The sequence below is a fragment of the Sphingobium sufflavum genome (assembly GCF_021403115.1).
Lineage (GTDB): Bacteria > Pseudomonadota > Alphaproteobacteria > Sphingomonadales > Sphingomonadaceae > Sphingobium > Sphingobium sufflavum.
Map to the genome: position 1 here is coordinate 23,606 of NZ_JAJSSH010000005.1, position 17,310 is coordinate 40,915.

Here is a 17,310-nt window from a genome sequence, read left to right on the forward strand (position 1 = left end):
GCCAGATGGCCCTGTCCGTCAGGTGCCTCTCGAAACCAGCCAGGCTCTTGCTTGCCTTATCGACCCATTACAGACCTTCAGCGGTCAAATTTCTTTCTCCTGCCGCAGACCGTCCGCTAGTCCGGCCGGGACGATCGGGAGTGGCAGACTGCCGCAAGGAAATCATTGCGCGAGATGAGTGCCAACAACGCGTGCCGACAAGGGCGGAGGCGACATCCATTATTTTTATCTGTGTCCGGGTGCTGGGATGGGAGATTATCGCCATACTATTGTATTCATGCAGTGCATGAGATGCAGGAGACGGGGTGGTCGTGGCGAGGACAGTCGACAACAATGCGCACAACGCCCGAGTCCGGCTGGTGTCCGCCCTACATCGGACCGCTGCCGGGGACCGATCCGGCCTGCGCCATGTCTATGATCTCACCTCCGCGAAACTTTTCGGCATCTGCCTCCGTATCTCCGGGGACCGGGAAGCCGCGGAGGATATTTTGCAGGATGTCTATGTGAAGGTGTGGCGGCGGGCAGCATCTTTCGACGAAGGATTGGCAAGCCCGATAAGCTGGCTGGCGATGATCGCGCGCAATGCCGCGATCGACTGGCGACGGACGCAAGCTCGCCATGATGCGGCGGGCGAGGATGCACTTGACACGGTCGCCGATGACGCCCCGCTGGCGGATGCGACGATACAGCAGGACGAGGCGCAGAGGCGTCTGCTCACCTGTCTCGATGGTCTCGACATCAGGCAGTCCGACGCCATCCGCCGGACATTCCTGGGCGGTCTGACCTATCAGGAACTGGCCGAACGCATGGGAACCCCGCTCGGCACGATCAAAAGCTGGATCAGGCGCGGGATGCAGGGATTGAAGGAGTGCTTGGGCGATGGTTGACGGTCCCCTTCCCCCGGATCGTGCCGATCTGGCGGCGGAACTGGCGCTGGGCCTGCTCGAAGGGTCGGAGCGTGCCGAGGCGCTTCGACTGTGCTTGTCCGACCCCGGTTTCGCGGCCGAGGTGGAGGCATGGGGACACCGCCTGTCCCCGCTGCTCGACGCCACGCCGCTGGAATGGCCCTCGCACCGGGTGTGGAACGCCGTCGAGGTGCGGATCGCGGACCGCCCCTCCAGCGGGCAAATCCGCAGCCTGCGCCTGTGGCGTGGCGGCGCCATCGCCGCGGGGGTCATGGCCGCCAGTCTGGCGCTCGTCCTCATCCTCCCCCGCCCGGCATCGCAAGCGCCGGAAACGGTCGGTGTATCGCAACTGGCCGACGCGCAAGGGTCGGCAACCATGGCGATCAGCTATGATCCGCAGGCCGGCGTGCTGCGCCTCGGCCCCAATAGCCTGCAAGGCGGCACAAAAAGCCCCGAACTATGGGTCATACCGGAGGACGGGGTGCCCCGCTCGCTCGGCCTGATCGGGGCGGATGGGGGCAGGCTCGCGGTCGAGGGCCGACTGCGCCAGTTCCTGCGCAATGGCGTGACACTGGCGATCACGCTGGAAGATCCGGCGACCGCCCCGCACAAGGCACCCACATCGACACCGATCCTGACAGGAAAAATCTCAATAATCTGATCCGCCCCTGCATCCGGCACGCAACCGCCGCCGTATCTTCTCCCGCACTCCGGTTTTGGTGTGCCAGAAGAAGGATGCTCATCGTGAAAGCACACCCCCGCAAGATTGCCTTCGCCCTCGCCGGCGCGCTGCTGCTGACCGGAACCGCATCGGTTCAGGCCAAGAACCCGATGGTGGGCGGCGCGGCCATGTACCCCGCCAAGAACATCATCCAGAATGCGGTGAACTCGAAGGACCACACCACGCTCGTCGCCGCGGTCAAGGCCGCCGGTCTGGTCGAGACGCTCTCCGGTCCCGGCCCCTTCACCGTTTTTGCGCCGACCAACGCCGCCTTTGCGAAGCTGCCGGCCGGTACGGTCGACACGCTGGTGAAGCCGGAGAACAAGGCCACGCTGACCAAGATCCTGACCTATCATGTCGTCCCCGGTCGCCTGACCGCCGCGAACATCGAGGCCAAGGCCAAGGCGCAGGGCGGCAAGGCCATGCTCACCACGGTTCAGGGCGAGCAACTCACCGCGTCCAAGGACAAGATGGGCGGCTGGTGGCTGACCGACGCGAAGGGCGGCAAGGCCAAGATCACCATCGCCAATGTGATGCAGTCCAACGGCGTCATCCACGTCGTCGATACCGTCCTGATGCCCTGAGCGGGTCTGGCGGAGGCGCCCATCGGCACCTCCGCCTTCCCGTCAAGCCGTGGAGCGCATGATGCGGCCAGACGTGATATTGCTCGTCGAGGACGAGGCGATGCTGCGACAGATTCTGTGCGAAACGCTGGAGGATGGCGGCTTTCTGGTGGAGAACGCCGCCACGGCCGACGCGGCGTGGGCCATGGTCGACGGGGGCCTCACCTTCGACATCCTCGTGACCGATGTGCAGATGCCGGGCGAGATGGACGGTCTCGACCTTGCCCGCAGGGTGAGCGGGCGGTGCCCCGATGTCCGCATCATCGTCATGTCGGGCTTTACCTCGCGCGCCGATTTCGACAGGCGGCTCGGCAAGTTCCTGAGAAAACCGTTCACCTCCGCAACACTGGCGGCCACGATCACCTCATATGACGGCTGCGCGAATTGAGCCTCAATCCTGCCGCCGCCAGTCGCCCGCGTCACAGCGCCCGACAAAGTTTGTGGCTGCGTTGATACGGATGCTCCGGGTGCGGCGGTCTATGTCCAGACGCGGCTTGTTCATGCCGTTGAGGCGATAGCGACCTGTTATCCGATCGGGTGTCACCACCAGTTCGTCGATCGGCCACCATCCGTCAGTGCCACCGGAATGAATGGGTGAGACCAGCTTGCCCGCCAGGTGGATGCGGCCACGACCGCGCCAGATCTCGACCTGAACGTCGGATGCGAACCCCTCCCGTCCCAGCGTTGTGCCGAACTGCGGCTCGAACCGCTTGCTCCGGCTGTTATAACTATAGCCCGAATAGCTTTGCGCCGCAGGGCCACTGCCAGAGCCGTAACAAATGAGCGTGAGCGACTCCCCGGAGGGGCGCTCCGCTTCAGGCTGGGGCCGATAATCAGGGCGTGATGATCTGTCTGCCGTGACGCGGCAATTTTCCTCCGGGACGGCGTTGATCGCCGTATAGCGTCCGTCGGAGGTCGCAACCTGCGCGCACTGCCGGAGCCGTTGATTATACCAATAGGACCATTTGGTATCGCGGACTATGTTGGTCGTAACGAAGCTATACCCCCGTGCCTCCAATTGGGTTTCCCCCCCAGCCGCCCTGGCCCCCACGAGGTCGGCAAGCCCGCTTGTCGGCTGTGCCACGACGGCCGTGCCGATGACCGCCACACACAATGCTGCGCCCAATCCAAGATACCGAGACATCATTACGAATCCTCCGAGATGCCACTGAAGATTAATAGTTTTCAGCCGCCTAGCCAGCGCCAATCGATGACTTTTCATTTCACGTTCGTTACCCCAAGCCGATGCGGCGGCGCCTCACACCTGACACTCGACCGTCGAGCCTGCGCGTCCGCATTGAGAAGCGGTTGTGTCAGCCTCTCCCGCTCGTAATGTGAGTTTGTGAGAGGACTCGACGGGATGAAAATATTGCCGGGGCGCGATATGCTGGCGGGGCTTGCGGTGGCCGGTCTCATATTGCCGGAAGGCATCGCCTATGCGGGGATAGCGGGACTGCCGCCCGGCCGGGCGCTGGCGGCGGGCATCACGGGCGGCCTTGCCTATTTACTCGTCGGACGAAGCCGTTTCGCCATTATTTCCCCCACCTCATCCTCTGCCGCGATCCTCGCCGCCGCGTTGGTGGGCCTCAACACCGATCCGGCGCACAGGGCCATGATGGCGACCGCGCTCACGCTGATTGTCGGTGTCATCTTCCTGGGACTCGCCGCCTTTCGCGTTGGCGGTCTGGCAGGCTTTGTCTCCCGCCCGGTGCTGCGCGGCTTTGCATTCGGCCTCGCCATCACCATCGTCATCAAGCAATTGCCGAAACTGACGGGCGTTGCCACCGGGGGCGGTTCCATCCTGTCCATTCTGACAACACTGGGCGAACAGACGGGCCAGTGGCATTGGCCGAGCATCCTTCTGGGCATGGCGGCGCTCTGTTCGCTGATCGTCCTGCGACGGGTGCCCCGTATGCCGGCGGCGCTCCTCATCATCGTGGCCGGGATCCTATTCGGGCAAGTGGTCGACCTGCACGCGCTGGGCATAGCCGAGGGCGGGCCTGTCGCCCTGAGCCTGTCCGCACCGTCATTGCCGGACACTTTCGCGCTATGGGCGCATCTGGCGCAACTCGCTGCACCGATCGCGCTCATCCTCTTTGCGGAAAGCTGGGGAACGATGCGCGGACTCGCACTGGCGCACGGCGACACAGTGAACCCCAATCGGGAACTGGCGGGGCTTGGCCTTGCCAATGGACTGTCGGCTCTGGCGCAGGGTATGCCGGTCGGGGCGGGGTTTTCGGCAGGAACGGCGAACGAGGCGGCCGGCGCCACCAGCCGCGTCGCGGCGTTGACCGCCAGCCTTGCCCTCCTCGCCCTCGCGCTGTTCGCCGCGCCGATGATAGCCCATATCCCGGAGCCCGTTCTGGCGGCGGTCGTCATCGCCGCGCTGACCCACGCGCTGTCACCGCGGCCGCTCGTCAGGCTGTTCCGCATCCGCAGGGACCAATGGGTCGCCGTGACGGCGACACTGGGCGTTCTGGTGCTGGGCGTCCTCAACGGCATGCTCGCCGCCATCGCCCTTTCGATCGTGGAATTGCTGTACCGCCTGTCGCATCCTTCGTTCAGCGAGCTGGGACAACTCGATCACGGGCATGACTTCGTCGATCGCGCCCGTCATCCGGAGGCGACCGCCCTTCCGAACATTCTGATCTTTCGCCCCAACGCACCGCTGATTTTCGCCAATGCCGAAAGCGTTCTGCACGCCATCGCGGAGCGGGCGCGGATCGGCGGCGCCGGCACGCTGATCCTGAGTCTGGAGGAAAGCGATGACCTCGACAGCACTGCCGTCGAAGCGCTGGGTGAGTTCATGACCGCCCTTGGCTCCATGCAGTGCCGCCTGCTTCTCGCTCGCGCGCATGATCGCGTGCGCGACATATTGATGACGAGCGGTCAGGACCAGTTTGCAGACATATTCACCTACAGCGTCGCGGATGCCACAGCGCGCGCGGGCAAGGAGAGTTGATCATGGCGATCGGCAGTCTGGTACAACCGATATTGAACCCCGTGAAAATCAGCGACCTGCGCCCCACGCAGATCACCGTTGGCATGCGTGAGGTGGACCGCAAGGCGCACGAGTGGCGCGGCCGCGCGCAGAACGAGGCCGGGCATTATCTGGGCGAGCGGATGATCCCGGCGGTTATCGGCCCCGACAAGCGCCCCTTGGATCGTCGATCATCACCATCTGGCGCTCGCGCTGCATCTCGAAGGGGTGGAGATGGTCCTGATCTCCATCCTCGCGCGTCTCGACCATCTGCCGAAGAAGCGCTTCCTCGCCTTCATGGACGCGCATAACTGGCTGCATCCCTATGACGAGGAAGGACGGCCATGCTCGTGGAAAGACATTCCAAGCCATGTCGGCGGTTTGATCGACGACCCCTATCGCTCGCTGGCGGGGGACGTCCGCGAGGCGGGCGGGTTTGCGAAAACGCCGACGCCCTATTCCGAATTTCTCTGGGCAGACTATTTCCGCGATCATATCCGCAAGCGGATGCTAAAGGAGAAATACCCCAAGGCACTGGAACGCGCTCTGGTCGTCGCCCGCGCTCGCGATGCCCGCCATTTGCCGGGATGGGCGGGTCGAAGCGGCGAATAGTCAGGCGCAGAGGACCATCCCTGTTTCGTCAAGCCCACTGCGAAATCGACCCTTGCCGATCGTTAGTTCCCCAACATATGCGTCCAGGTCGGTCATGGTGAGGCGGCATTGCGCATCCAGTTAGGGGAGGCAGCGTCTTTCACAGAATCCTCCATTTACTGACCCAAATGCGCGTTCAGTGCCTTACCCTGGAATGAGGTGAGGAAAACGCAGTCGTTTGCTCTGAACCGATCATCGCCACGGCGAACTGAGAATCCCTCTGCATCTCCCGCCGTGCCAACATTGCCCGCCAGACGCTGTTGGTCAGCCTCAGCGGCGTGGATGGCGAGTGCATCGTCCTTTTCGTGGCCGGATAGACCCTTCATCGTCTCGCTGACCGCGCCCACACGGAGCGTCGCCTTCTGCAGGCTGTACCCATTGCAGTGGAAGGCCCGCCACGAAGGAAGGCAACAAGGCTAAACGTAGTCCGATAAGGCCATGACGATGCCGTCACCGATGCCGCGAAACCGCCTGGCATTGGCCGCGTCAGGTCCAGTGTCGCGCCAGCCACCGCAAGGCATCCGCGACCGCATCCCTATCTTCGGGGGTGCGCCCGCCGAAACCGCCGTGCGGCATGGCCTCCCCAACATAGAGATCAGCATCAACACCGGCCTTGCGCAGGGCGGCGTGGAAGCGAACGGTGTCGGACAGGAAGAGGTCGCGGGTGCCGGTGCGCAGATAGGTCAGCGGAAAGCCGCGCGACAGATCTCCCATAAGGGGGGAGAGATAGGGATTGGCGAGGTCAGCGCCACCTGCATAGAGCGCGACATTCGCATCCTGCCGCCAGACTTTCAGCAGCGTATCGAGATATTGATTGGTTTGCAGGGAGTCGCTGGTGCCCGTCAGGTCCACCACCGGCGTATCCAGCAACAGCGCGCCCGGCTGCGGTAATCCCGCGTCCCGTGCCTTGTGCATCAGCGCAGCCGCCAGATTGGCGCCTGCGGAGCCGCCCGAAACCAGAATCTTCTCCGGCCGATAGCGTTTCGTCATGTCGCGATAGACCGCAAGGCAGTCATCGAGGGGCACCGGGAAGGGATGATCCGGCGGCATGCGATAGTCGACCGCGTAGATTATGCCGCCATATTGCTGGGCCTGCACCTGCGCGAGAACGCGGTTGATCTTGCCGCCCAGGCTGGTCCAGCCGCCGCCATGGATGCTGAGATGCGGCTTGCCCTGATTGGGCGCGGAAGCGGGCGGCGTGATGACATAGACTTTCGCGCCCCCGACCATGCGGTCTTCCACCGTGAAGCCCGGAAGGACAAGGTCTCCGCCGTTCATCATGCGCAACATGCGGGCATCGTGATCGGCGATCTTCTTGCGCCATGCCGCGGCATCGTTGACCGGCGGCGACGGCTCTGCCGGTGTACTCGCGCCCTTACGCAGATAAGCGCGAGCAGCCTCGCTGATGGAGAGCGGCGGTTCGATATTGCGAGCCGGCAGGTGAACCGCGCCATCGGCTGCGGTCGTTACCGCTGCATCTGTGGTCGCGTGCCCCTCTACAATCGTGGCCCCCTCCGCAGTAATGGATAGCGTTCCGGCCGCTCCGACAAAGGCGGCAGACAGGCCCAGCATACCACGGCGGCTCATCGCAAGTGCCGGATCGTCTCCGCCAGACTGTTGGCCCTTCATCACGTCCCCGCTCGCCATGCTGTTACCCTTCCCTGTTCCGGGACGTTCCGCAATATCCGATACATTACATCTTTTGCCGACACTGCCGTGTATTCTATTGGCGGCAGACAGGATTGTTCGCGCCCCGTTGCACCAGAAAATTGATGCTGGTAGGCGCCAGGACGGCGTTGCCCGAAGGCAGAGACTGCGGCTTCAGGACCGGGATGCTGTCCCGATCACCCAGCCTCAGCGGACGGCCGTTCAGCAACACCGTCTTGTCCTGCAATTCGGGGGCAGTGAGCGCGTAGAGATCGCTCTTCGCCCCCAGTTCCAATGTTTGCGGCTGCGTCGCGGTGTTGATGGCGACGATGGTAACGCCGCCCTTCCCGCCGCGCTGGCAATGGCCGTAGAGATGGAGGCCCGGCTTACCGGACCCCGCATCGAGGACCGTCGACCCGATCAGCCGCCGCCAGAGCAGCGCAACCCAATAGTTCGGGCGCGGCGTGAAGCTTTCTGGATCGAGCAAGCCATAATTCCCGCCCACCAGCGTCTGATGGAAGACCATGCTCGCGCCCATTTTTGCCAGCCTCCCCAACTGGTCGATATAGCGGAAGGAGTCGATGAAAGTGGCGCTCCAGGGTGCGCCACTGCACGCCGCGCCGGCCGTCTCCGTATTCCAGATCGGCGCGCCGGGGGCGAGACGGTCGCGCAACGCCTTATGATCGAGGAAGGATTTGTCCGTCCGCGCAAGCCAGTCGTCGGTCAGCGCCTTGTCCGGGCTGGTGCCGACCGGCGTGTCGGACGGAGCGCAGCGCGGCGCCACAGCGGGATAGAAATGATAGGAGATGACATCGAAGCGCGGCGTCGGCGTGCCGGTCATCAGCGCGGCTCCCGTCATATTGCCGGGCAGCGGCATGTTCGCCACCACCACATCGCCCGGTCCCACGATCTTCATCTTCGGCAGTGCCTTGGCGGCAAAGGCGCGGAACGCCACCTGATCCCGTGCGAACCGGGCCGCGTCATAGCCCTTTGGCGCGCCGCCATAGTTTGGCAGATTGGGTTCGTTGAACAGTTCCGCCGCGTCGATCGCACCGCCGATGCGGTGGGTATAGTCGACCAGAGGAGCCGCCTGTAAAGGGTCCACACCCCTTCGCTGTCCCGCACCGCCATATTGACGGTGAAGGACATGAGCAGCTTTGCATCGACGGCGCGGGTGAAATCGATGACGCCCTTCCACTGGGCGCGGGTCAGCACCGAACCATAGCCCGCCGGGGACTGCGCCAGCGGCGACCTGTCATCATTCTGGAAGTAAACGGAATTGGCGGACGTACCGCTGGTGCGCAGATAGGCCGGACCCAGGGCAGCGGCCAGCGCGCGCAGGCGCCTATTGCCAAGGTCGAGCGGCTTTTCGAGCTTCACCCGCTCATCACGGTATGGAGGCGCTCATCGCTGTCTGCTTCCTCGCCCGCCCGTGGTGCCCCAGGAGCCTTTGGCGCGGGCGTCGTCATACCCGTGATCGCGATAAGATCGAGATTATAGGATTGGAAACGCGGGTCCATCTGCCCGACTTTCGGCAGGCGGGACGGAGCCACGCTGACCGTTTCCGCTCCGACGTTCGAACCCGCGACGCCCGTCAGGCCGATCAGGACCGCTGTTGCCGTGCGGCATGTGAAAGCCCTCATCATCCTCTATCCCCGTAGTGCCGTTGTGCCTGACCCCAGCGATATCTCTGGTCAGATCGGGGATGTCAATTAAATATACTATTAGTATATTTATGGGCGCGCGCTTTCGGGTTGCCGTCATTTGCATTACGCGCGGAAAAAACGCCCTCTCTGCGTCCATGGAAAGGAAATCATCCGGTGAGCCGACAGGACGAACCCGACAGTCTGCCATCGCCCCCGGAAAGCGAGAAAATGCGGCGCGGGCGCCCATCGCGCAAGGAAGCCCAGGCGATTGACCGGCGTGTCCTGGATGCGGCGCGAGCCTGTTTCCTCGCCAACGGTTTCGCCGGGACGACGATGGATGCCATCGCCAGCCATGCGGGCGTCACCAAGGTCACGCTCTACCAGCGTTACGCTGACAAGGTGGCGCTGCTTCGCGCCATGATGCGGGAGCGGGTGGAGACATGGTCGGTGATGGCGCAGCAACGCCCCGCACCGCGCGGCGACACGCTGGAGGACAGGCTCCGCTATTTTGCCAGATCGATGCTGCACTGGAGTCAGGATGCGGAAGTAAAAGCCTTCGGAAATCTGATCCGCGAATGTTGGGGTAGCGCCCGTCCGGTGGCCGAGGAGGTGCAGAGCATCCGTGACGGTCGGATGATCGATGTGCTGGAGGAGCAGATGGCGCAGTTCAGGGTGAAGGAGGGAGTCGTCATTGAAAATCCCCGGCAACTGGCCGCCATTTTCGTGGGGATGCTGACGGCCTTTCCCGGCAACGCCGCCGATCCGGGCGCGGTGGTCTCCGAGCAATCCATGGCTGGCTATGCCGACAAGGTCGTCGATATTCTCTTTTCCGGACGAGCGGGCTGGTAGCCACGGATCGGCTGTCCATATCGCGCTACCCGCGGAAGAGTGCGTCGCGTCCCTTGGTGAGCTCCCCTTCCCGCAACCGTGCCAGCAACGCGTCGACGCAGGCCCGCACTTCGGAATGGCCGCGTGTAATACCGACGCTCTCCTCATTCGCCAGCGTGCGCGCGATCCCCACCAGCATCATCGCCAGCGCCACCGGCGGCAGCACGGTCGTATCGACGCCCGAACGCTCCAGCGCCTTTGCTATCGCACTGGCCTGCACGTCTCTCGCCGCCTCGGTGCGCTCCGCGATCAGTGGCCGGATAGCCTTGCGATGGTTGGCGAGCGCGATAAACTCCACGCCCAGCGCGGACTGCGCCCAGCCTGCCTGATACTCCCACAATGCTGTCACCGGATCGGCGCAGTCCAGTATCCGGCCAAGGTCCGCCACCTGCCGCTCTGTCATGCGTCGGTGCAAATCCACGAACAGGTCGTCGGTCGTCGGATAATAATAATGGACAAGGGGCGCAGTCAGCCCCGCCTCCTTGGCAACGCGCCGCGAACTGACGGCGGCATAGCCCTCCGCCTGCATCAATGCCTCAGTAGCATCGAGAATCAGGGTCCGCGTCTCGGCTGGCTCGCGCCTTATGCGTTTTTTCTCGCTCACGTTACCCCGTTGACAGATGGATACTCGCTACTAAACATATGTTCAATAGTGAGTCAAAAGCCTGTTATAGGGGTAAGCGGAAACCATGTCCTTTGTCATCGAACCCATCACTGCGGGCCTTGGCGCCTCTGTGCATGTTCGCGCGGAGGATGTGCTGGCGCCCGGCGTGCCCGAAAAAATGCTGGAGGCGCTCAACCGCTACAATGTGCTCGTCTTTCCACAGGTGAACATGGACGACGACATATTCGCCGCCTTCACCGCCGCGATGGGCGACCAGCACCATCTCTCCGTCACGGCGGACAATTCCGCCGCCAGCGACAAGGGCATCTACCGCATCGCCCTCGACAAGGATGACAAGACACAGCTCGATTATGTGAAGGGCAATGATTATTGGCACATGGACGGCACCGTTTACGACACGCCGGGCAAGGCCACCCTGTTGAAATGTGAAAGCCCGCCCAGCACCGGCGGCGACACCGAATTTGCCAGCCTCTTTGCCGCATGGGACGCGATGCCGGACGATCGGAAACGCGAACTGGAGGGACAGCGGGTCATCCATTGCCTGGCTGCCGTCGGTCGCCTGATGTACGTGCATCCAAGTGAGGCGGATTATGCGCGCTGGCACAGCGTCTTCCCGCCTACCGAACATCCGCTGGTCTGGCACCAGAAGGACGGCCGCACCTCGCTGCTGATCGGCTCCACTGCCGATACCATGGTCGGCATGGAGCGGAAGGCAGGCCGCGCGCTCCTCGACGGTTTGCTCGATTGGGCGACCTCCGCTCCATTTACCTATCGCCACCGCTGGCAAAGGGGCGACCTCGTCATCTTCAACAACCCCGGCCTGCTCCACCGGTCGCATCCCTATACGGAGGCAGCGGGCCGCGTCATGCATCGCACCACGCTCAAGGGGCATGAGGTCATCGCATAGCAAGGCTGCGCCCTTTTCCAGCCTTCGGCCATCGACGCCGCTAGACCCGCATAGACAAACGTCCAGATACACCGGGCCCGAACGGATCGAAATTTACATTGCCGTGGAATATAGCCCAGCTAGACGGAACGGCGTCCAAAATCCGGCACGAGATGACCGCGTTCATCCATTCGTGCAGGAACGATTCCCGGCTTTTCCCGGAACGGCGCTTCATCGTCATTGCCGAAAATGGTGCACCACCACTGTCCCTGCTTGTCGCGGAAGACGTTGCCGCCTCCGCCGCACGATACGCTTTCATAGCGGTCGCGATAGGGACCGAATGGCGAACGGGATGTCGCAAAGGCAAAGGAATAACGGTTATTCTCAAACCGGTCGACCGCACCGAGATAGTAGCGGCCGTCATGCTTGAACATGGTGGCGCCCTCAAAGCCGATATCGGTATAGCCGTGCCGCACGCATTTCTTGTTATGATGCACCGGGTCCAGATCCGGCGTTTCGAGCGTGACCGCCCGCCACTCCCCGTCATAGCCGGACAGGTCGGGCTTCAGGCGCACCATCTCGAAGGCGCCGCCATAGGTCAGATAGACCGACCCGTCGTCGTCACCGAACAGGGTCGCATCAATACCGTTGCGCAGCGGTTTGTCCGGCGAGAAGGCATGGACATAGGGGCCTTCCGCCTTGCCAGTCGTGCTGCGCAATATGGCAATGCCGGAACGGCTGATCGAATGACAGATATAATAATTGCCATTGATGAAATGGATTTCCGGCGCCCAGATTGCCCGGAAATAATCGCCTTTCCTGACCTTCCACTGCTTTTCCCAGCCGCCGTCCCGCTCGATGCTCCAGACAAGACCCAGATAATCCCAGTTCTTGAGGTCGGGCGAGCGCCACAATTCTATGCCGTCATTATGTTTCCATATGTCGTCCCCGGTCGATCCCGTCATGTAATAATGCCCGTCTCCGCCGAGGCAAATGATCGTATCGCGCAAGTGCAGGTGGAGCAGCGGCTTTACAGGAGGGATCAATCCTTGTGTCACCACGCGCCCGGAATCGGAATTGCCCCATGGCAAGGGGTTCGCGGGTGCCGGGCCCGGCCCCTTGAAGCGCACCCCCTTGCGATCCACCGCCGCCTCGCTGGTCACCCAACCGCCCCGCTCGGTGTCCGGCGTAACGGTGAGACCGGGACCGCTGCGGCCGCTTACCGCGAAATAGCCCGGCGGCGGTGGATCGATAGGGCGTCCTATGTCGTCATCGACCGGGAACGGCGGTTTCCCCACCCCCTTTTCCATGGCGCGCGCCAGCGGGCTGAGCGCCATGCCCAGCGCGACGGTGCCGGCCATGACCGAGCGGCGGCTAAACCTGTCTTCTTTCGCCATATCACTCTCCCGATGTTCGGTGCATGTCACCGCGCGCCTGCCGCCCGACCGGTTATGAACCGGGCTTCCATCCATTCAGGAAGCGGACGCGCAGCCCGTCGATGTCCCTGTCCGGCCGCCAGTTCATGCCGATGTCGACGTGCCGTGCGCCCGGACCGCGGCTTCCCGCCTCAAAGAAACGGGCCTGCTGCGGCTCAAAGATGATGCTCTTGCTGCCGTCCCGCGCCGTTCCGGCCATGCTCGTCCAGTGCCGGTCGCTGATATGCGCGTCCATCCAGCAATCAATGAAGAGCGCCTGACCAATTGCGTCAGGGTCGGCATAGCGACCATCAGGGAAACGGGTCGTGGGATGCCATGGGCGGGCCAGCGCCACCGAATTTGGCAGCACGTCCGCCTCCCGTGTCAGCCGCGCGCCCTGCACGACAATCCCCAGATACTGGCCGGCCGGCGTTGACGGCGCGGCGATATAGGACTGGATCTCATCCTTTACCATCGGGGCGGATCGGGGCCGCGACCGCAACTCGCCCCGCTCGATCCACAGCATCCCGTTGCCGAAAATGAAATCAATATTGCCCGTAATCAGGCTGTCGCGAACAAGGGCACGGTGTCCGTTGGCGAACAGCGTATCCTGATACCCTTTCAGCGCGACCCGATCCAGCAACACCCGGTCGCTGTCGATATCGAGCAGCAGGGCGACGGCCTGTGCCTCGGCAATCCGGTTAGGATCGTCGCGGCGCAGGGCATCATTGGCGAGATAGTTGAACCCGTTCTCGACCGTCAAATCGCGCACGATCACTTCGTCGGCGTTGATGGTTAGCGTGGCGGAACCCGGCGTGCCCCAGCCGTCGCGATGGAAGGCGCGGGACGTCTTTGCGACCGCATCATGACGCAGGCGGCTGCGCGCGGCGCCAGCGCCGATCAGGCGCGTTCGTGACCGGCCAATCGTCACCTTCTCCCGATAGTCTCCGGCAGCGATGCGGATGTTCACCCATTGCCCGGCGGGAACCGTCACCGCCTGCTTCAACGCCGCCGCTATACTGCTGTAACAGCCGGAACGCCCGTCGCAGCGAGGACTGACCTGATAGGAGCCGGGAGAGGCTCCAACACCGGCCGGAAGGAGAAGCGCGGGCAGCATGGCCCACATCCATCCACGCCGGAAAAGCGGAGAGCCGGGATGGACGTCTTTGCTACGTGACACCCCGGCTCTCCCAGCCATCAATATTTGAACCGCACACCAAAGTAGAGCTGACGGCCAAACCGGTGATTGAGAACGACCCGGTCATCCGCGTCGATATACTGGTCCTTGCGCTCGTCGGTCAGGTTGTTGCCTTCGATCGTCAGGGTGATCTTGTCCGTGATGTTGATGCCCAGCGACGCATCGACATTGAGCGAACCGTTGACGCCCTCTTCCGAGCTTTGCTCACGGGCGCCGCCGCCGAACGCCTCCACATATTTGGAACGGTAGGACACCGATCCGCGCAGATTGATGAGTTTGTCCTCATAGAAGAGGGTCGCGTTGGCGGTATGCTTGGACAGGTTGGTGAGCGGCCCGATGACCGTCCCCACGCCGCCCGGACCCGGATAGCGCAGATCCGCCTTCACATAAGTGTAGTTGGCCAGCACGCCGAGGTTTTTCAGGAAGCCGGGCAGGAACGACAGCTGATGTTGATAGTTGATCTCGAAACCGCGCAGCATGCCCCCCTCGCCGTTGATAGTGCGGCGAACGGTGACCGGAACATCGGCCGCCAGTCCCTGATCGGTAGCGAGATTGAGGGGGAAGCCCAACTGGTTGAACGGGATCAGCGTCGAAATCTGGGTGCCGCTGAGCGAACCAATATTCTTCTGGAACAGGCTGACCGCCAGCAACGACCCCCGTGCGAAATACCATTCGGCCGCGAGGTCGAGGTTGGATGCCGTGGTGGGGTTCAGGTACGGATTACCCTGGTTGAACACCTGGTTGGACGCCTGCAACGTCAGGCTGCCGCCAGGCGACAGGGCGCCGAGGCCCGGACGGGTCAGCACCCGCGCGGCACCGAAGCGCAGCAGGAACCGCGGCGTCAACTCGGCGACGAGGTTCATGGACGGCAACCAGTTTTCATAGCTGCGATCGACGGTGGTCGCGATCGCCCGGCCGCTGGCGAGACCATAGCCGAAGGAGTTTTGCTTGGTCTTCACATAGCGAAGGCCAGCGTCGCCCCGGAAGGTAATGCCACCGATTTCCCGCTCGAAATCCGCCTGGAACCAGAAGGCCTTTTCACTTTCCTGGATGTTGCCGGTATTGCTGGCCGCCGTTGCATTGGGATTGGTGCCCGCCACATCCCGGCCGTTCACGCGGAAATCGACGTTCGTGCCGTTGATTGTCGTGACGCAGTTGCAATAGATGCCCAGCGTATCGACAAAGCCCTGAAGGTTCGGGATCAGATAGCTGTTATAGGCCGGGTCGCCGGTAACGCCGGAGAAGGACTGGGTCAGTGACGCAACCTGTGCCAGTGTCAGCGTGCCGGAGGAGGTTTCCGCAGCATAGCGACGCGATTCAAACGTATTGTAGCGGAACCGGCGATATTCGCCGCCGAACGACAGTTTGAAGTCGTCGGTCACATCCCATTCGCCCGCGAGCTTGGCGGAGATATAGTCGTTGACCACCGAATTCTGCCGGATGCGAATGTCCGACGTACCGTTGATGAACGACCAGTTCGCGGCATTGTTGGGATCAAAGCCCCAATTCATCACCGGCTCTCGATCATTGCCGCGATAATCCCAGCTGAAACCGTTGGAATTCAGGCGATCAAGAACGACCGTCGTCTGTATCGGGCTGTTGAAATTCGACTTGGAGTAGCCGCCATAGGCCTTGACCCGGAAGCCGTCGCTCAGCTCATGATTGATGACGGTGTTATATTGGTAGAATGTGGTGGTGAATTCATCATGGCGTGACTCGATACGCATATCGACCCGGTCGAACACGCCATAGACCAGCTCATTGTCCTTGTTGACTTCGCCGGTCCGAATGACGGTCTCGGCCTTGCCCGATGCACCCGTCCGGCTAAAGGACAGCGCCTCGATGTAATTTTCGTCACGTTTGGTCTTGGAGCGGGAATACAGGCCCTCGATGATGATTTCGGTGCGATCCGAAGGTTTCCATTGAATGGCCCCGGTCAGGCCCAGGCGGCTGATGTCGTTAGACCAGCTGTCATAGCGCGGGATACGGGGATGATAGAGCAGCTGGTTCCAGTTCGACCCGTCGGCGGCAGGCGCCGCGTTGATCTGGGCCGTTGTCCAGCCCGGCAGCGTCGACGTGGGGCTGAAGCCGCCATTGGCACCGGACGGACTCCACCGAACGGTCGAATGGCCTTGTTCCTGGATGCGGCGGGTCGAATAGGCCGCCGACGCGAGAACGCCGAAGGTCGCATCCGTATTTTGCCAGCTGATCAGACCGGCCAAACGCGGATCCCAGGCCTTTGAAAGATCATTATAGCCTGCGCGTGCAGAGCCTGCGACCACGAACTTGTCGCGATAGTCCAGCGGGCGGGCCGCCTGAAGGTCCACAGTCGCGCCCAGCGACCCCTCCTCAACCGATGCGGATGCGGACTTGCGGACCGTCAGGGAGTTGAAAAGTTCGGATGCAAAGACGTTGAAGTCGAAACCGCGACCGCGGTTCACGCCGCCGCCCGCGTCGGACCCGCCCGTCGTCGCCACGGCTTCCATGCCGTTGATGCGCACGCGCGTATATTCGGGACCGAGCCCGCGAACGGAAATGCTGCGCCCCTCGCCGCCTTCACGGGAAATCGCGACACCCGGAATGCGCTGAAGCGATTCAGCGAGGTTATTGTCCGGGAATTTGGCAATGTCTTCCGCCTTGATGACGTCGACGGCGGCGGTAGCTTGCCGCTTTTCGATCTGGGCGTTCTGGACGGAGTTTCGGAAACCCGTGACGATGATGTCAGCGACGCTCGGTTCATCCGCACCTTTCGAAGCGGCAGCGGCATCCTGAGCCAATGCGGGACTGGCACCGACCATTGCAAGCACGGCAACGGACGCACCGGAAACCAGATGGCGACGAACCCACGATGAAAGAATCATACAACCTCCCCTGCTGTGTGCCCCGCTGGTTTCGGCAGGAGATGAACCTCCTCGAACCAGTCATTGACACCGCTTACCTAATTTATGACACCGGTATCAAACCTTGGCAACCCTTGGCATGATAGGAAATGATCCGGATGGCTTCGTCGGCAAAAAGGGGATCGATCAATGCGCCCATCGCAATAGTTCTCCAGCCGCCACGCAAACCATATTATAGCGGAAAGCCCGGTGCTTCTGGCATGAATCATGCCGGGGACGCATTGA

The 17,310-nt window shown here is 62.5% G+C and carries 17 protein-coding genes; 9 read left to right on the forward strand and 8 right to left on the reverse strand.

Annotated elements, in window-relative coordinates:
- Positions 1 to 311 precede the first annotated feature (311 nt).
- The 4 genes from LWE61_RS09200 to LWE61_RS09215 all read left to right on the forward strand — a co-directional run bounded on the left by LWE61_RS09200 (position 312) and on the right by LWE61_RS09215 (position 2,637).
- The gene (locus tag LWE61_RS09200; RefSeq protein WP_234149765.1) at positions 312 to 887 is read left to right on the forward strand and encodes a sigma-70 family RNA polymerase sigma factor; all 576 of its coding nucleotides are present in this window, start codon (positions 312 to 314) and stop codon (positions 885 to 887) included.
- On the forward strand, positions 880 to 1,566 hold the full coding sequence (locus LWE61_RS09205; protein ID WP_234149766.1) for an anti-sigma factor: 687 nt from the start codon (positions 880 to 882) through the stop codon (positions 1,564 to 1,566). Before LWE61_RS09200 ends, LWE61_RS09205 begins: the two co-directional genes overlap by 8 nt.
- 74 nt (positions 1,567 to 1,640) lie before the next feature.
- The gene (locus LWE61_RS09210) at positions 1,641 to 2,210 is read left to right on the forward strand and encodes a fasciclin domain-containing protein (protein ID WP_234149767.1); all 570 of its coding nucleotides are present in this window, start codon (positions 1,641 to 1,643) and stop codon (positions 2,208 to 2,210) included.
- Between the two features lie 58 nt (positions 2,211 to 2,268).
- A complete protein-coding gene (locus LWE61_RS09215) occupies positions 2,269 to 2,637 on the forward strand; it encodes a response regulator (RefSeq protein ID WP_234149768.1) in 369 nt (122 codons plus the stop codon).
- Between the two features lie 3 nt (positions 2,638 to 2,640).
- On the opposite strand, the gene LWE61_RS09220 is transcribed toward LWE61_RS09215, so the two are convergent.
- Positions 2,641 to 3,267: a hypothetical protein gene (locus tag LWE61_RS09220; protein WP_234149769.1), complete on the reverse strand. Its 627-nt coding sequence runs from the start codon at positions 3,265 to 3,267 to the stop codon at positions 2,641 to 2,643.
- Positions 3,268 to 3,609: 342 nt separating this feature from the next.
- Between LWE61_RS09220 and LWE61_RS09225 the strand changes: the two genes are divergently transcribed.
- The 3 genes from LWE61_RS09225 (at position 3,610) to LWE61_RS09230 (ending at position 5,841) form a co-directional block, all read left to right on the forward strand.
- Positions 3,610 to 5,211 (forward strand): SulP family inorganic anion transporter, encoded by a 1,602-nt coding sequence (locus LWE61_RS09225; protein WP_234149770.1) that lies wholly within the window; start codon positions 3,610 to 3,612, stop codon positions 5,209 to 5,211.
- An 83-nt stretch (positions 5,212 to 5,294) separates the two neighbouring features.
- Positions 5,295 to 5,540: a ParB N-terminal domain-containing protein gene (locus tag LWE61_RS20620; protein ID WP_267961669.1), complete on the forward strand. Its 246-nt coding sequence runs from the start codon at positions 5,295 to 5,297 to the stop codon at positions 5,538 to 5,540.
- Positions 5,443 to 5,841 carry a ParB-like protein gene (locus tag LWE61_RS09230; protein WP_267961670.1) on the forward strand — a complete coding sequence of 133 codons (399 nt, stop codon included), beginning with the start codon at positions 5,443 to 5,445 and terminating at the stop codon, positions 5,839 to 5,841. Before LWE61_RS20620 ends, LWE61_RS09230 begins: the two co-directional genes overlap by 98 nt.
- A 525-nt stretch (positions 5,842 to 6,366) precedes the next feature.
- Here LWE61_RS09230 and LWE61_RS09235 read toward each other — a convergent pair.
- The 3 genes from LWE61_RS09235 to LWE61_RS09245 all read right to left on the reverse strand — a co-directional run bounded on the left by LWE61_RS09235 (position 6,367) and on the right by LWE61_RS09245 (position 9,173).
- Positions 6,367 to 7,527, reverse strand: coding sequence for an alpha/beta hydrolase (locus LWE61_RS09235; RefSeq protein ID WP_234149771.1), 1,161 nt, complete (start codon positions 7,525 to 7,527; stop codon positions 6,367 to 6,369).
- A gap of 76 nt (positions 7,528 to 7,603) precedes the next feature.
- Positions 7,604 to 8,632, reverse strand: coding sequence for a glycosyl hydrolase family 79 N-terminal domain-containing protein (locus tag LWE61_RS09240; RefSeq protein WP_234149772.1), 1,029 nt, complete (start codon positions 8,630 to 8,632; stop codon positions 7,604 to 7,606).
- Positions 8,633 to 8,903: 271 nt separating this feature from the next.
- On the reverse strand, positions 8,904 to 9,173 hold the full coding sequence (locus LWE61_RS09245) for a hypothetical protein (RefSeq protein ID WP_234149773.1): 270 nt from the start codon (positions 9,171 to 9,173) through the stop codon (positions 8,904 to 8,906).
- A 174-nt stretch (positions 9,174 to 9,347) separates the two neighbouring features.
- Here LWE61_RS09245 and LWE61_RS09250 point away from each other — a divergent pair, with 174 nt between their 5' ends.
- On the forward strand, positions 9,348 to 10,022 hold the full coding sequence (locus LWE61_RS09250) for a TetR/AcrR family transcriptional regulator (protein ID WP_234149774.1): 675 nt from the start codon (positions 9,348 to 9,350) through the stop codon (positions 10,020 to 10,022).
- 25 nt (positions 10,023 to 10,047) lie between these two features.
- On the opposite strand, the gene LWE61_RS09255 is transcribed toward LWE61_RS09250, so the two are convergent.
- Positions 10,048 to 10,665, reverse strand: a complete 618-nt coding sequence (locus LWE61_RS09255; RefSeq protein WP_326490629.1) for a TetR/AcrR family transcriptional regulator — start codon at positions 10,663 to 10,665, stop codon at positions 10,048 to 10,050.
- Between the two features lie 85 nt (positions 10,666 to 10,750).
- Between LWE61_RS09255 and LWE61_RS09260 the strand changes: the two genes are divergently transcribed.
- Entirely contained in the window at positions 10,751 to 11,593 is an 843-nt protein-coding gene (locus tag LWE61_RS09260) for a TauD/TfdA dioxygenase family protein (protein WP_234149776.1), read from the forward strand.
- Positions 11,594 to 11,712: 119 nt separating this feature from the next.
- On the opposite strand, the gene LWE61_RS09265 is transcribed toward LWE61_RS09260, so the two are convergent.
- From LWE61_RS09265 to LWE61_RS09275, 3 genes are all read right to left on the reverse strand, one after another.
- The gene (locus LWE61_RS09265) at positions 11,713 to 12,969 is read right to left on the reverse strand and encodes a family 43 glycosylhydrolase (protein ID WP_234149777.1); all 1,257 of its coding nucleotides are present in this window, start codon (positions 12,967 to 12,969) and stop codon (positions 11,713 to 11,715) included.
- Between the two features lie 52 nt (positions 12,970 to 13,021).
- Positions 13,022 to 14,104, reverse strand: coding sequence for a pectinesterase family protein (locus LWE61_RS09270; RefSeq protein ID WP_234149778.1), 1,083 nt, complete (start codon positions 14,102 to 14,104; stop codon positions 13,022 to 13,024).
- Positions 14,105 to 14,184: 80 nt separating this feature from the next.
- Positions 14,185 to 17,046: a TonB-dependent receptor gene (locus LWE61_RS09275; protein WP_234149779.1), complete on the reverse strand. Its 2,862-nt coding sequence runs from the start codon at positions 17,044 to 17,046 to the stop codon at positions 14,185 to 14,187.
- Positions 17,047 to 17,310 lie beyond the last annotated feature (264 nt).

Bases quoted from the DNA above. Each gene is read 5' to 3' on its own strand.
- LWE61_RS09275 (WP_234149779.1), bottom strand. From the start codon at position 17,046: ATGATTCTTTCATCGTGGGTTCGTCGCCATCTGGTTTCCGGTGCGTCC.
- LWE61_RS09225 (WP_234149770.1), top strand. From the start codon at position 3,610: ATGAAAATATTGCCGGGGCGCGATATGCTGGCGGGGCTTGCGGTGGCC.
- LWE61_RS09245 (WP_234149773.1), bottom strand. From the start codon at position 9,173: ATGATGAGGGCTTTCACATGCCGCACGGCAACAGCGGTCCTGATCGGC.
- LWE61_RS09265 (WP_234149777.1), bottom strand. From the start codon at position 12,969: ATGGCGAAAGAAGACAGGTTTAGCCGCCGCTCGGTCATGGCCGGCACC.
- LWE61_RS20620 (WP_267961669.1), top strand. From the start codon at position 5,295: ATGCGTGAGGTGGACCGCAAGGCGCACGAGTGGCGCGGCCGCGCGCAG.
- LWE61_RS09260 (WP_234149776.1), top strand. From the start codon at position 10,751: ATGTCCTTTGTCATCGAACCCATCACTGCGGGCCTTGGCGCCTCTGTG.
- LWE61_RS09215 (WP_234149768.1), top strand. From the start codon at position 2,269: ATGATGCGGCCAGACGTGATATTGCTCGTCGAGGACGAGGCGATGCTG.
- LWE61_RS09205 (WP_234149766.1), top strand. From the start codon at position 880: ATGGTTGACGGTCCCCTTCCCCCGGATCGTGCCGATCTGGCGGCGGAA.
- LWE61_RS09210 (WP_234149767.1), top strand. From the start codon at position 1,641: ATGCTCATCGTGAAAGCACACCCCCGCAAGATTGCCTTCGCCCTCGCC.
- LWE61_RS09235 (WP_234149771.1), bottom strand. From the start codon at position 7,527: ATGGCGAGCGGGGACGTGATGAAGGGCCAACAGTCTGGCGGAGACGAT.
- LWE61_RS09270 (WP_234149778.1), bottom strand. From the start codon at position 14,104: ATGCTGCCCGCGCTTCTCCTTCCGGCCGGTGTTGGAGCCTCTCCCGGC.